15 protein-coding genes are annotated in these 14,583 nt (G+C 44.4%); 9 read left to right on the forward strand and 6 right to left on the reverse strand.

The genetic code is table 11. The features are described 5' to 3' along the window. The first annotated feature begins 207 nt into the window (after positions 1-207). Together L5L77_RS15475 and L5L77_RS15480 are read left to right on the forward strand one after the other, a co-directional pair. Positions 208-3,588 carry a DUF748 domain-containing protein gene (locus tag L5L77_RS15475; RefSeq protein WP_263223048.1) on the forward strand — a complete coding sequence of 1,127 codons (3,381 nt, stop codon included), beginning with the start codon at positions 208-210 and terminating at the stop codon, positions 3,586-3,588. Positions 3,589-3,890: 302 nt separating this feature from the next. Further along, the gene (locus tag L5L77_RS15480; protein WP_028760396.1) at positions 3,891-4,247 is read left to right on the forward strand and encodes a glutathione S-transferase N-terminal domain-containing protein; all 357 of its coding nucleotides are present in this window, start codon (positions 3,891-3,893) and stop codon (positions 4,245-4,247) included. Positions 4,248-4,408: 161 nt separating this feature from the next. Here L5L77_RS15480 and L5L77_RS15485 read toward each other — a convergent pair whose 3' ends face one another. Then, positions 4,409-5,098, reverse strand: a complete 690-nt coding sequence (locus L5L77_RS15485) for an energy-coupling factor ABC transporter permease (protein WP_263186271.1) — start codon at positions 5,096-5,098, stop codon at positions 4,409-4,411. Positions 5,099-5,229: 131 nt separating this feature from the next. Between L5L77_RS15485 and L5L77_RS15490 the strand changes: the two genes are divergently transcribed. Further along, complete coding sequence (locus L5L77_RS15490) at positions 5,230-5,691, forward strand: hypothetical protein (RefSeq protein WP_263186270.1); 462 nt, start codon at positions 5,230-5,232, stop codon at positions 5,689-5,691. Positions 5,692-5,828: 137 nt separating this feature from the next. Here the strand turns inward: L5L77_RS15490 and L5L77_RS15495 are convergent, their stop codons facing one another. From L5L77_RS15495 to L5L77_RS15510, 4 genes are read right to left on the reverse strand one after another with little or no spacing between them, the layout of a single operon-like run. After that, positions 5,829-6,008: a Trm112 family protein gene (locus tag L5L77_RS15495; protein ID WP_006081200.1), complete on the reverse strand. Its 180-nt coding sequence runs from the start codon at positions 6,006-6,008 to the stop codon at positions 5,829-5,831. 10 nt (positions 6,009-6,018) lie between these two features. Beyond that, positions 6,019-7,014: a tetraacyldisaccharide 4'-kinase gene (gene lpxK, locus L5L77_RS15500; RefSeq protein WP_263186269.1), complete on the reverse strand. Its 996-nt coding sequence runs from the start codon at positions 7,012-7,014 to the stop codon at positions 6,019-6,021. Beyond that, positions 7,015-8,823, reverse strand: a complete 1,809-nt coding sequence (msbA, locus tag L5L77_RS15505) for a lipid A export permease/ATP-binding protein MsbA (protein WP_105252892.1) — start codon at positions 8,821-8,823, stop codon at positions 7,015-7,017. A 32-nt stretch (positions 8,824-8,855) separates the two neighbouring features. After that, the gene (locus tag L5L77_RS15510) at positions 8,856-11,174 is read right to left on the reverse strand and encodes a DNA internalization-related competence protein ComEC/Rec2 (protein WP_263223049.1); all 2,319 of its coding nucleotides are present in this window, start codon (positions 11,172-11,174) and stop codon (positions 8,856-8,858) included. A 32-nt stretch (positions 11,175-11,206) separates the two neighbouring features. Here L5L77_RS15510 and L5L77_RS15515 point away from each other — a divergent pair, with 32 nt between their 5' ends. The 6 genes from L5L77_RS15515 to L5L77_RS15540 all read left to right on the forward strand — a co-directional run bounded on the left by L5L77_RS15515 (position 11,207) and on the right by L5L77_RS15540 (position 14,351). Then, positions 11,207-11,716, forward strand: coding sequence for a DUF2062 domain-containing protein (locus L5L77_RS15515; RefSeq protein WP_028760402.1), 510 nt, complete (start codon positions 11,207-11,209; stop codon positions 11,714-11,716). Between the two features lie 258 nt (positions 11,717-11,974). Then, positions 11,975-12,379 (forward strand): phosphate-starvation-inducible protein PsiE, encoded by a 405-nt coding sequence (locus tag L5L77_RS15520; protein WP_028760403.1) that lies wholly within the window; start codon positions 11,975-11,977, stop codon positions 12,377-12,379. Positions 12,380-12,537: 158 nt separating this feature from the next. Then, entirely contained in the window at positions 12,538-12,840 is a 303-nt protein-coding gene (locus L5L77_RS15525; protein WP_263163206.1) for a PilZ domain-containing protein, read from the forward strand. Between the two features lie 76 nt (positions 12,841-12,916). Beyond that, positions 12,917-13,585 (forward strand): AAA family ATPase, encoded by a 669-nt coding sequence (locus tag L5L77_RS15530; RefSeq protein ID WP_028760405.1) that lies wholly within the window; start codon positions 12,917-12,919, stop codon positions 13,583-13,585. After that, the gene (locus L5L77_RS15535) at positions 13,572-13,916 is read left to right on the forward strand and encodes a replication protein RepA (RefSeq protein WP_105252895.1); all 345 of its coding nucleotides are present in this window, start codon (positions 13,572-13,574) and stop codon (positions 13,914-13,916) included. The genes L5L77_RS15530 and L5L77_RS15535 overlap by 14 nt, the downstream gene beginning before the upstream one ends. Before the next feature lie 237 nt (positions 13,917-14,153). Beyond that, complete coding sequence (locus tag L5L77_RS15540; RefSeq protein WP_263223057.1) at positions 14,154-14,351, forward strand: hypothetical protein; 198 nt, start codon at positions 14,154-14,156, stop codon at positions 14,349-14,351. On the opposite strand, the gene L5L77_RS15545 is transcribed toward L5L77_RS15540, so the two are convergent. Then, positions 14,278-14,520 carry a YecH family metal-binding protein gene (locus L5L77_RS15545; RefSeq protein ID WP_028760407.1) on the reverse strand — a complete coding sequence of 81 codons (243 nt, stop codon included), beginning with the start codon at positions 14,518-14,520 and terminating at the stop codon, positions 14,278-14,280. The genes L5L77_RS15540 and L5L77_RS15545 overlap by 74 nt on opposite strands. Positions 14,521-14,583 lie beyond the last annotated feature (63 nt).

Raw genomic sequence — 14,583 nt, forward strand, 5'->3', positions numbered from 1 at the left:
CCATAGGCTGAAACACATGTAGTTATCAATGTAGATGATAGGTTACCACTCAGGAATGTCTTAGATCAGAAGACGTTATTGTCTGTGTAATACCAAGATTTCATTGGTAAAAATATAAATAATTTCTGGAAACATTAGCATTATTCGCTAGAATGTCCGTACTTATGGAAGTTTTTCCCTGTCTTATGCATTGGAGCCTTGATATTAATGCTGACCCAGTTATCGCAATTCAGACACTCTTTTTTTGCCCTCCCAAGATACCTGCGAGTGATTATTTACCTAACAGCAGTCTACCTTAGCTATGTCTGCACATTAGGTTTAATCCTCCCCTATGCGATAACCACGCTGGCACCAGAAAAACTCTCAACTCTGCTCGGTCGTCCCGTCACCCTCGGTGATATACGCATTAACCCCTTTAATTTCAGAGTCGAAATCGACCAACTGGCCATTAAAGAAAAAGACGACAAACCTTTTGCTGGTATTGCACAAGTCCAATTCGAAATACACTTTTGGCGATCCGTTTTTAATCGCGCCGCCGTTATCGAAAACATACACATACAAGCGCCCTACGCACATATCATTCGCGTGGAGAAAAAAGGGAAAGCTGGATTCAACTTCGACGATATTCTGCAGACCCTGAACGGGCATTCATCCACGAGCACAGAAACAGCCCCCACAGAAGCCAGCTCACCCATTCGTGTCCTGCTCAGCCAATTTGTGTTGGATGCGGGACAATTTAACTTCGATGACAAAATTACCCATGCTCAAGTGAACTACCCCAATATCAATCTAAAACTCAGTTCCCTTGATACTGAATATTTGATGGCGGCATCATCGGCATCGATAACACCAGCCATAAAAGTAAACAAAGTTGATAATACGACACCAAACGCCCAATCAACGTCTGACTCACCCATTGTGCCTATCAAGCACAATCACTATGCGATACAACTCAGTGATGATCATGCTGGTGAAATCAGTTTGCAGGGGCAATTCCAATTGTTCCCGCTAAAAGTTGCGGGTGACATCCAAGTCGCCAAACTGAAACTGACACCACTATGGCGATTTATCGACGATCAATTTAATCCCGTCCTCACGGATGGCGAGCTCAGTATTAAAACTCAGTATCAAGTGGATCTTGCCGAGAATGGCGAGTTACAAGTCATCAGCAACAATGGCCAGTTTATTGTTGAAAAACTTAACGTTAACGACAAAGATCGCTCAGTGGTCAAACTCCCCATGTTTGCCCTCGACGGCATTTCAGCCAACTTGAAGCAGCAGAAAGTGCATATCAACAAACTCCACAGCGATGGCCTCACTGTAAACGCCATTTTGAATCAAGACGGGATCGATCTTGTTGGCTTATTCATGCCTAAATCGTTAAGCGCCTCCACAACGACTACGCAGCCGGTTGCTAAACCAACCGATGCTAAATCGCTAGAACGCGTACAAGTTGCGCAAGTCGAAGAAAAACGTCAAATAGCAGAGACTGCCACTGGTGCAAGCGATAGCGCAAACAAAGCAACAGAAAGCGAATTAACCGCAACTAACGAGAGTGATAAAACAGAACAAAAGACAGAAGCGACCGCAAATGTCACCACTGATGCCACTAAAGAAACCGCTGCAGACACCGCTTCAGAGGCAAATCCTCAACAGCCAGTCAAGCAAGCGCCTAAGACACCTTCAAAAGACACTTGGTTAGTGCAACTCGATGCGCTCAATATTGAAAACTATGACCTTAATCTATCAGAACAAAAGCTAACGGCAACGCCGCAGCAATGGCGAGTGTATCCGCTTAATTTTTCAACTAAGGTCATAACGAGTACTTTAACCGCTCCGATTGAATATGAGCTACAACTCAGCCTCAATGGTCAAGGTACTTTGAGCTCTCAAGGCCAAGTCGATGTGACGGGCGAAACCATAGATGCCAATATCCAACTCGATAAGCTGGCATTAACCCAATTTCAGCCCTATTTAGCGCCCTACGTGAATATCCAGCTCAAGAGCGGTCTATTAAGCTCAGCAGGCAAACTGACCGCCGATGCTAAAGGCAAAGCCATTTACGGTGGCAGTGTTGAGCTCGATGATTTAGCTATTCATGACAAATTGCGTAATGCTCCGCTGGTCAAATGGCAAAAGATGAATATCAATCAACTGGATTTTGACCAACAGAAAAATCAAATCAAAATTGATCACTTAGCCTTTAATCAACCCTACGCCAAAGTGGTGATAGCCAAAGATAGAACCACTAATATCAGCGATCTTATCGTTGAGGCTCCGGCTGCAAATAGCAAGACAACTAAAAACACAACCACAGCCAGTGCTAAGCAAACCGAGCTGCAAACGGCAAGCAAGACAACGCCTGAGTTAAGCCTCGATATTCAAAAAATTAGCTTTAGCCAAGGCTCAGCTTACTTTGCCGATAACTCACTGACACCAAACTTTGCCTCAGGGATTGAGTTACTTGAAGGTAATATCACTCACTTGTCGTCAACGCCAGGGACGAAGGCCTCGGTCGATATCAAAGGTAAGATAGACAAGTACGCGCCTGTAACTCTAAAAGGCGATATTAACCCTTTGCTAGATATGCCATATTTAGATCTCGACTTAGTCTTTAAGAGCGTTGAGTTAACCTCAGTCAATCCTTACTCAGGCACCTATGCGGGTTACTACATAGATAAAGGGCAGCTATCACTATCGCTGAACTATCAACTCGATAAGAACAAGCTCAAGGGCAGTAACCATCTGGTCATAGACCAACTGAAACTTGGTAAACCCAGTGACAGTGACCTTGCCACTAGCTTACCCATCACGCTCGCGATTGCCCTGCTGCAGGACCGTAACGGCGTGATTGATTTAGGTATGGAGGTCTCAGGCGATTTAGACTCACCCAGCTTTAGTGTCGGCAGCATCATAATGACGGCGATTACCAATGTGATCACTAAAGCCGTCACAGCGCCCTTCACTTTCTTAGCAGGACTCATAGGCTCTGACGAAACCTTAGATAAGATCAGCTTTGCCGCAGGCAAATTCAGCCTAAGTGAAGATGAGCAAAAAAGTTTAGACAAACTCGCTAGCGCCTTACTCGACAGACCTATGCTCAAGCTCAGCGTTGAAGGGGAAGTCGATGCCATCAATGACAGCCAAGCCATTGCTGAGCGCATCATGAAGCGTAAATTGGCTAAATTAGCCAATATTGAATTTAGTGCGTTACCTGATGATTTAAGTCCGAGTCAATTCCCGACCCAAGGGCCGCTTGCTGATGCGTTAGTAAAGCTTTATGAACAAGAAGTTAAAGCCGATCCTACCCAAATCAGAGACACTGTTATCGCAGAGGCCAAAGACGCGCAGCTTTCAGATGACGAAATCACCACCCGCTGGCATATCGCTTTATATAATCTGTCGGTAAAAGCGCAGAATGTTAACGATGGCATGTTGGGTAATTTGGCCCAAGAAAGAGCAAAAGCCGTTAAAGCTTACCTTGTGGACGTGAAAGAAATTGCTCCAGAGCGGATCTTCTTGCTCGAAAGCCGAGTGAGTTTAACCCAGAATGCAGCCCAAGTGAGTCTCACTATTGATGCTCAATAACTCAGCCAATTAACTGCTTTTTATATAAAACTAAGCCCGCTAAAGTTCGACTTTAGCGGGCTTTTACCTTATGGCTAAGCGTCATAACCAATTAAAAAACCATTCTTCTACAATCAAATCATCTATCTGTTAATTCACTCTAAAATGTTGGCCGTGCTTGGTGCCATAGGTTACACTCTGCGGCCTTTATACAGCTGAGATCACAGTTTTTAAACGACTGGATCTCAGACTCGCCGCACGCTTTCTGTGGCGGCATAACGCACAAATGTTCTTCCACAAAAATTATCATTAAGGTCAATAACATGTTTATCATTCGCTGGATTTTAGGCAGGATTATTCTGTTTTTAAACTTCGTATTTAGCCCTAAGAAGCGCCAACGTCCACTGGCTGAGCAACAAAAAATTGATGCTCAAACTCAAGCATTAGCGCTGTATCAATATCCTGCATGCCCATTTTGTGTAAAAGTCCGCCGTGCAATGCGTCGCCAAGGACTCAACATAGTGACCCACGACGCTAAAAAAGCGCCGCATAAAGATGAACTCATCGCTCAAGGCGGCAAACAGCAAGTGCCTTGTCTGCGGATTGAAGAAAACGGTCAAGTACAGTGGTTATATGAATCAAAAGAAATCATTAACTACTTAGACCAACGCTTCGCCTAAATCACGGCGCAACGGTCAGCGCAAATATACAAATAAGTGCGTCCAATAACCTTTTCAATCGTCTGTTCAATGGGCTCCTTACAAAGGGCTTTACGTTGGAATGACGAGGTTTCGGGCGCAGTTCTTTTATTGCGTTGTTTTACCACATTCTTTTATTACATTTACTTACGCCACAAATATTCACGGTCAGAATAATCAAACAACCACTGGGGCTGATACACCACCAATAGCGTCACTGCCATGCCATTAAGCAATGCCTCAGGGAATGCCAGCAAAGGGATCATCATCAGGTAGTCGTCCACTAACACATTCCAATCGTAATCCGCTGCAGACCACAACCACATCGCCCAACTCAATTGATGAAACACAGTTGAGAGGCCCGCATTGATAAAACCACCGACGAAGATGAATACAAAAATATGCTTAGGAAATAAATGGTAACTGCGACTGTATAGGATAAAACACAGAAACAGCGGCACGGCCATAGCGAACAAACTAAAAGCACCAAAATCAGCGGGCTGCTTTAATACAAAAAGACTAAAAAAAGCGCTCGGCAACAGCAACATTAGAGTCGCAAGACGCCAGCCGAACATCAGCATACAAGTGACAATTCCCAGAAAATGCAGATGCAACCCAGTTTGAATACTGGCATTTAACGACCACAGTGCATTGATCCCCACCAACGTCAGCAACAAACGTAATTGGAGATGTTTATCCCGCCGGAGCTGCACTAACTCTTCTTTTGGCCATATGGCGTAGATCCATAACGCCAAGAACATAAGGCATATACCTTGAGTCAGGCTCATATCCCATTCGATTTGCGCCCATTTATTCGACCAAAACGCCAACATTACTCGCCCATCCTTAATCCATTACACCTATCGGCGCGTACTCAGCCAATGAGAATGCCATAAATCCATGAACTTTAGGGCCATATTAAGGTATTCTTCTGTCAGTTAATAACTAAGAGTTAAATTTGATTATGCCGTTTCGATATCTCAGCCTTGCCATCTTAAGTTGTTTCTCGCTCATCGCCTGCAGCAGTGCGCCAATTGACCCGAGTGAACTCGCCGGAAAATTACGGGATAAGTTAACGACGGATATTAAAAGTGATGGCCTTAAACTCTTCAGCTACAAAGCGCGTCTGGTCGATGAAAAGTCGACAATGAATGATACAGATCGCCCTTTTCCACACGAGGCACGCATACGTAATATGCAAGATCCCCGTGAGCAACGTCGCGCGATGCAAGATCTACAGGACTCATTAGAAATTTGGGGGAGACAGGTTGATTTGGGTTTAATCAAAACCCTTGAAATGACGGGTTATTGCCGCGAAGGTTATATTGAATTAAGCCGAATTATCGAGCCTGGTCGAGGAGAAATCCGCGGTGAGTGCCAAGAGGGTGCAACCAATGCTGATAAACAAAAATTTATGAGCTATTAACTAAACTCAAAGTAATGAAGAAACGTGCACAGTTACCAATACAAAAAACTTAAATCGGCTAAAAATAGCGAAAACGATAATAAGCAGAATAAAAAGTAAGCATGCGCGTATGAGACAATACGCGCATTCACATCACACTAGACTGATTCGGTCAGTGGCACAGCACGATTTTCCAATAACACAGGGATACCTTCAGTGATCGGATAAGCAAGTTTATCTGCCTTACAAATCAACTGCTGCGTCGTTTTATCGTACTCAAGTTTTCCCTTACACACAGGGCAAGCCACTATATCTAACAATTTTTTATCGAATGCCATGGAAGTTTCCTTATTTAGCTGCAGCCACTTCACGAAGACGTGTGAGCAGCTGTTCATCAAATTGTGGGGATAGCTTGGCATCGACCGCCAAATACCACCAGTTTTCTTGTGCAAAATCGCGACATTTAACCGCATCTTTTTCTGTCATCAACAGTGGCAAGCCTTGGGCTAAATCACCTAACTGGGTTTTATCGTAAGCCTGATGGTCATCAAAACCGTGGCAGAAGGCCAGTTGATAGTCTTGTGCGCGCAACGATTCAAAGAAACGTGCTGGATTACCTATGCCTGCCATCGCAACGAGCGGCAGAGACTTATCGAAAGTATATTCACCAGACATCGCATCACATTTAACAGGCTTCACTGCTGTAGGTGTCAGTTGCATTTCGAACTGCCCTTTTGCCGCTGGGCCGCCATTACTGACGATAAAATCCACGGTATCGAGACGCCACGCGCCTTCACGCAATGGACCTGCTGGCAATAGCAAGCCATTGCCTAAACCGCGCTGACCATCAATTACCACCAGCTCAATATCGCGTCCCAGAGCATAATGCTGTAGGCCATCGTCACAGATGATGACATCAACACCAAACTCAGCAATAAGCGCATTAGCCGCATCGACCCGTTTAGCGCCAACCACCATAGGCACTTGAGTACGCGCCACTATCATGGCAGGTTCATCACCCACCTCTGCCGCACTTGCACCTAAGCAAACCGATTTAACGCCTTGAATATCAACACCGTAACCACGACTGATCACACCAGGGTGAAATCCATGTTGGCGCAGTAATTCAATCAGATAAATCACAGTTGGCGTCTTACCGCTGCCACCGACGGTAATATTACCGACGACGATGACAGGTACAGGCATTGCCGTTTGTGATGTCATCCCGAGGTGAAACAAAGCGCGGCGCACATAAGTGATAACCGCGAATAAGCCAGATAAAGGTAACAATAGCCATCGCAGTGGATGGCCCTGATACCAGATTTTATTCACTAAGGCCTGCATCTAACTACCAAATTGCATTTGGTATAATTTGGCGTACATGCCATCTAATTCCAATAGTGATTGGTGCGTCCCCCGCTCGACAATCCGCCCCTGATCGACTACTAAAATCTGATCGGCACTCTCGATGGTCGACAACCTGTGGGCGATCACTACAGATGTGCGGTTTTGTCTGAGGTTATCTAACCCTTTTTGAATGGCTTTTTCTGACTCAGTATCCAGTGCTGAGGTCGCTTCATCGAGGATCAACACGGGCGCATCACGCAACATAGCGCGCGCAATCGCAATCCGCTGCCTTTGACCACCGGACAATAACACACCATTCTCACCCACTTGGGTATCAAGGCCTTGGGGCAGCTGATCAATAAACTCCATCGCATAGGCCAAGGTCGCAGCTTCGATGATCTGCTCACGAGTGGCTTCACCTGGGTAGGCGTAAGCGATGTTATTGGCTATCGTGTCATTGAACAAGGTCACCTGTTGCGATACTAGTGCCACTTGATTACGCAGCGATTTTAGCGAGTAATCGTAGATACTGACGTCATCAAGCAGAATATCGCCGGATTCAAGGCCCGTATAAAAACGGGTCACTAAACTCGCAATAGTCGACTTACCTGAGCCAGAACGTCCAACTAAGGCTAAGGTTTGTCCAGGTTTGACTTCAAAATCGACATTCTCAAGTGCACGACGATCTTGGCTGTCATAGGTAAAACACACATTATCAAAACGTAGATGACCCTTAGCACGCTCGACAGTATAAGTTCCCGTATCGGACTCAGGCAGCGTATCCAGTAATTCAAACACTGTGGTACAAGCCGCAATACCCCGTTGAAATTCGGCATTCACTCGGGTTAAGTTTTTGATTGGCTGTAACATGGCCATCATAGCGCCAAGAATCGTCGCGAAAGTACCCGCGGTAAGATCAGCTTTCATGCTGTCTAAGCTTGCCGCATAAAGTACAAAGGCTAAGGCGAATGAGCCGATAATCATGATCAGAGGCTGACTAATGGCTTGTGCCACAGCTAACTTCATATTTTGATGGCGGTTTTGATCGTTTACTTTAGCAAAACGGGTGGCTTCGGTTTCCTGTCCACCAAAGGCCAATACGTTTTTATGGCCTTTAATCATTTGCTCCGTAGTCGCACTCACCCCGCCCATGGCTGTTTGAATTTGCTTAGAGACCTTGCGGAAACGACGACTAACCACCGCAATGACCATGCCCATGATAGGACCAATCACAAGAATACAGAGGGATAGTTTCCAAGAGTTATAGAACATCAGCACCAGCATACCAAACACAGTCACACTATCGCGGACGATGGAAATCAAAGCACTTCCCGATGCTCGAGCGATTTGCTCAGTATCAAAAGTCACTTTTGAGATCAAGTTACCGGTATTTTCCTTATCCATATAACTGACAGGCAGGCTCAGATAATGCTCAAACACTTGCTGACGCATGTCCATGATCAAACGTGCACTCATATATGAAATGCCGTAAGTCGAAACAAAGTTAGCAAAGCCACGTAGGGAAAACATAACGATAACCACAAGCGGCGCCATCATAAGCACGTCGTTGTTTGCGTGGAAACCTTCACTGGTTGGCAATGCGATGCCGTTGGTCACCGCAGCAGGTGCGCCGCCGGAGAAACCCTTATCAATAAAGGGGCCGATGAAAGCGATAAAGGCGGCATCGACGAGACCATAAATAATTAATCCCGCAACTGAAAGCATAAACATGCCTTTCATCTGTTTTATATAGCCCAGTAATCGTTTGAAAACTGTCCACATTTCGTCTTTAGGAGATGTTGTCATTGATAACACTAAATTATGGCAAAGTAGGCATTCTACTCTGGATTAATCAAGTCACCAAATCTAAACAGAGAGTTGTACCAAAATGGCGCTAAATCACCACGATAGGTCTTAACCTCTCGCTCAGACTGCTGAAAAATCACACTAATTTGCCCTTCTATACCTGTAGTTAGGCCCATAATCTCCCGTTGCTGATACCGTTCAACCACTGTGGATTTTGGAAACCCCCAGCGATTAGCAAAACCAGCAGGAAACAAAACTAACTTGGGGGCAACAGCATCAATAAAGGCTTCTGTTGACGAGGTTTTACTGCCGTGGTGGGGCGCAACGAGCACTTCACTTTGTAACTCATACTCACCACTTAGGGCACGACTTAATAGCGAAGTTTCGATTTGCTTTTCGATATCCCCCGTAAGCAGTAGACTCTGCCTGTCATCATCAATGCGTATAACACAGGAACCATTATTACCCGCTAACGCTTGAGGCGGAGACAGCAAATTCAAACTCAGCCCTTGCCATTGAATCTGCCTTGGGCGGCAATCTTGGCCGCTAAAGCCAGCCACGTCTGTGATCACTAAAGCCTTAGGGTAAGCCTCAATCAAAACAGGGGCACCACCGGCATGATCGTTATCGCTATGGCTGATAACAATATAATCAATCTCTTGAATGCCTTTGGCTTTTAGGAAAGGCAATATCACCCGCTCCGCATAACTGAAGTCATCACCAAAGGCGGCACCAGTGTCGTAAACCAGCCCTCTACCATTCTTTTCAATAACCACAGCTAAACCTTGGCCTACATCCAGTAAATGCATAGCCCATCGATTATTTTGAACGGGTGACCACAGCGTAATACAGAAAAGCAAAGCGGGAATAAACAGTAAACTCAGCAGGCTTAACCAAGAAGTATAATTTTTATTTTTAGGCACATAGCGCCATAACACACCACCGATGAGCGCGGATAACCCCAAGGCTAATATCGTATCTGAAAGCGCTAACCAATGGGCTGGCAATTGCTGGCTTATGTCTAGCAACTGCGCATAGGGTGATAAACTCCAATCACTTAGGCGAAGCAGTCCTAACCAAGAGAACCCAAACGCAGTACCAACCCACCAGCATATAAATCCCGCCATAGCTAATGGGATAACAACAAAACTAAACCATGGCACAGCTAGGATATTCATCCACAAGCTGTGTAAACTCACACCACCAAAGAGTGCTCCTTGCAGTAATCCAAGCCCAAGGCTCAAGCGCCACTGGATGGCCCAAAATTGTAAAAGCCCCGCGCCTACACGCGTCCTTCGAGTCGACACAGCCGTAAACTCTTTGGGCTGGATGACTAAGGTATATAAAATCACCCCTAAAGCACAAAACGACAGCCAAAATCCCGCACTTAAACAAGCAAGCGGGTCGAGTAACAATACGACAAACAATGCAAACAGCAAGCGCTCCCACGCAGTAGAAAATCGCTTTAATAAACTCAGTAGCATTAACAGTAAAATCATCACGAGTGCACGCTGAGTCGATACACCAAAACCTGCAAGATAGGCATAAAATGCTGCGCCTATACCTGCCGCGACTAACGCAAAAGTCATATTACGTCGACTCTGATGTGACACAAAACGACTCAATCCAAACAAAAGGCAAGCGTATACCCATGCCGCGACAACGGAGAGGTGCAAACCGGAAATCGCCACTAAATGGCCAGTGCCAGTCTGCCTTAGTGCTTGCCAACGAGCTTGTGAGATCAAATGCTTATCCCCCAAAAGCAAGGCGAGTAAAATGTCACCTTGAGGTAAAGAGGCTAATTCAGGTGTCAATGCGCTTATGAGGTCATTACGCAATGAAGGCGAAACCGCAAGTAACTGCGCCTCAATCACTCGCCCTTTACCGACCACATGTTGACTGATTAATTGTTTTTGTTCGTTGTAGCCGCCTTGATTTAGCACGCTAGCAATGCTCTTAGGTGTCAAGGTAAACAGCCAAACCTGACCCACATCGACTTCTGGCGGATCTTTCCACGTGAGTCGCAATTTTGCGTTTGGTCCTAAGATTAAATTTGGTTTAATGAGCGATATATCCAAACTTAGCCAGTCGCTGTTTCGACTAACTAGTGATATGATTTCGCCCCTTACCTGTATAGGTTGTTGTAACACTGGCAAATCCTGCCTAGATAATCCTAAGCAAAAACCAGTTAGCCATGCTACCGCAAAGAGCCCACCTGCACAGACAGGGATTTTTCGGTGTAAGATTAACGCCCCAACAACAAGGTAGGGTATGTAACTGACTGGCGGCAGCGAAGGCCATAACATCGCTGATAATAAGATGGCACTAAAGCCAAACATGAATCGATTCATAGTGAATTAAGTTAAGACAGCAATTTCAGCATATGCCAAAAAAATTAATTAAAAGATTTATGCCTAAGCCTGAAACCTTGCGTGAGCATAAACACTTACGCATGTTCGGACGCTTGTTACATAATCCCAATCTATGGGCACTTAATCGAAAATCCGCCCCAGGCGCATTTGCCGTAGGGTTATTTGTCGCTTGGATCCCAATGCCATTTCAGATGGTTGTTGCAGCGGCTTTTGCCATTCTATTTAACGTTAATATTCCTGTTTCAGTTGCATTAGTATGGATAACCAATCCCTTAACTATGCCAGTGATGTTTTATGGGGCGTATTTGCTCGGAGCTAAAATACTCGGCCATGCTCCGCAAGATTTTGCCTTCGAAGCAAGTTGGCAATGGATTGAAGCATCGCTTGCGACTATAGGTCCGGCATTCTTACTCGGGTGTCTCGTGCTAGGAGTGGTTTTTTCCGCTGTCGGTTATTTGCTGATTAATAATCTGTGGAAATATTCAATTATGTTTAAGTGGCAGAAACGCAAGAATAAATAATCTTTTATATTCAAACCGCTTATGTTGGTACAACGATTGAGTCAAGGTAACAGCATAAGCGGATTAACACATTCGCTCTCGCTTCCCTTTTGTTCATCATGTGAATCACCTTTTACAATACAACCACGTTAACTCCACTTTGCGCCGAATTTAAGATCGTACATATCTGTGAATTAAATCACACAGCGGCGCCTAGCTTTTCCCTAAAAACAGATTTTTGCTGTTACTATTTATAAAAACATCAAGTAGGGAATATCCATGCCTTTTTATCATCAATATGGTTCTAAAAGCCTTAAAGCCGTTGAACACTTAGTCCTATTTATTATTGCCATTGCCACCGTTGTCGCAATAGGCCAAGAAATTGTGCATATCATCTCTGTACGTATGGTCGCACTGGCCGATTTACTCTTGTTATTTATTTTCTTAGAAGTGTTAGCCATGGTGGCTAACTACTATGAATCCGGTAAGTTACCAGTACGTATGCCGCTTTATATTGCGATTGTCGCCTTGGCCCGTTACCTAATCTTAGATATGAAGAGCATGGAAGACTGGCGTATCGCAGCAATATCATTATCGACGCTAATTTTAGCGGCAACCGTGATTGTGATTCGTTGGGGCCAATTAAAAATGCCTTATCCAAAAAATCAAGAATACGACAATTAATCAAATACCTGAGTTGGTGCTATTGAAACCTAAATCAATGGCACCTGCTGTTCTCGTTTTAAAACTATTATCAAAGACCTAGCTTTCACATTGGTATTCTGCCAAAAAGCAATTATGCTAGTTTTACTGAGATCAATAATTTACGGGGCAATTGAGTTATGGGTAACCATACTAGTGGTTTTGAAGAAAAACGCACATCACTGCGAGTCGACATGGAAGCAGAGCGCGTGGTCTTGAATTGGATCGACACTCAAGGCATGAAGCAAACTGATGAAGGTGTGTGTATCGACTTAGCAAGACGCGGCATTTTATTCGATTATAAAAATCCGTTTGCACTCGGGGAACTCATCGAAGTGACCTTTAATCCCAATTCAACCCAACAAAATACCGTTAAAGGACAAGTCTGCCGTTGTGCGAGATGCCATGACCAAAGCTACCATATTGCTATGCAACTGCTTTAATTTAACTTAAATTTCGCAGCTTTAATGGCTCTGTTCTACACTCAATGAATTGAACAATTCATTAAGGGGCGTCTGTATGATCTTGCTGGTAGGTGGTGAAAAAGGTGGTAGCGGAAAAAGTTGTCTCGCTCAAAATCTTGCCGTTTATATTAAGCAAAAATTTCAGGCAAACGTCCTCATGGTCGATTGTGATCCCCAACGCACGACTTCAGATTGGATCCAAGCAAGAAATAATGATCCAAGCCTCCCAAGCATTAATTGCATCCAACTTTACGGCAAGATTCGTAATGATTTACTCAGCCTCAATGAGCGTTTTGACTACGTAATTGTAGATTGTGGTGGCCAAGATAACTTAGCCATGCGCGCAGCTATGTCGGTAGCGACTTATGTTGTGATCCCCCTCAGACCCAAAAGACGCGATCTCAAAACATTACCCCACATGGAAGACATGCTAAGCACTTGTAAAATGGTGAATCCTAAAATGATCGCGACTATAGTGCTAACCCAATGCCCAGCGCTTCCCACACAGTTTAAACGCATTTTAGAAGCCAAAGATGTGGTGCAATCCTTTGGACTAAGGGTGCTAAATTCAGTTACATTTTGCCGAAATATTTATGATGACAGTGAAGAAAGAGGCTCTTCAGTCGTCGAAATAGAACCCGATGGGAAAGCAGCCGATGAGATCCGCGCCATAGCGGATGAGTTATTCGCAATGCCACCAGAAAATAGCTATGAGCTTAACTGATCTTAAACGTAAGAAACCTAAGCAAATCATCAAGCCGGTTTCTGTCGATGATTTCATTGAAGATGCCAATAACTACGCCTTAGGTAAGGCGAGTTTATTAGCTGCGCCCACCACACATACCATAGTTAAGGGCTTAGATAAAAAATCGACTAAGATTTATCGCCACGCGACCTTTACCCTCACTGAAAACAGCATTTCTCAGCTTGATGCCCTATCAAAATCCACCAATATTGCAAAATCTCGATTACTGCGTATTTTGATCAATGAATTTACCCAACTCACCCCCGCACAGCAGGAGCAAATTGCAAATAAGCGCCACGATGAGACCTGAGCTTCAACAAAACGATTACACGTCTAAGCGGCTAAAAACCAATCAATAAAATACAACAAAATAAAATGAGTACGCTATGGCACTGTGTATTATACCAATAATATTAAATAGTTAGCCATTTCAGAGCCTCACTAGCATCTCAATCCAAGGCGCATTGATGCAGAAATGATCATTCACTTTTAAGTAATGCAACACCGGAGTGGAATGCCTGTGGCTCCCGAAGGGCGGCTGATGTTTATGGCATCGCGCTTTATACTGCGTTTAAGGCTTTTGACAGAGCACCACTATGCCTTCAAGCCTTTTCCTTGTCTAAAGCGAGTTAAATTCCCGCTGAATGAACAGATATTTAATACGATGGATATTAATGCTCACACTTTCGCCCAGCTACAAGTTGAATACCTTGGGACGTTTCGTAAAACTTACCTTTACCTATAAGTAACTCAATTAATGCTTCGGCACTCAAATCAGTTGCACTACAAGTATGGTATCGAGCCGCCGAGCCAAACTTTTGCTCCATCATGGAAATTAATTCAGGCTTTATAATAGCGGCCCCTTGAGCTACCATCAGCGCCATAACATCATGACCGTGAACAGAATTGGACATATGTCCTCCTAAAGATGCAATATTATTGTTCTTTATATCCTAACGGTTAAATTCGAACCCTGA

The sequence above is a fragment of the Shewanella sp. SM29 genome, from assembly GCF_025654245.1.
GTDB lineage: Bacteria > Pseudomonadota > Gammaproteobacteria > Enterobacterales > Shewanellaceae > Shewanella > Shewanella oncorhynchi.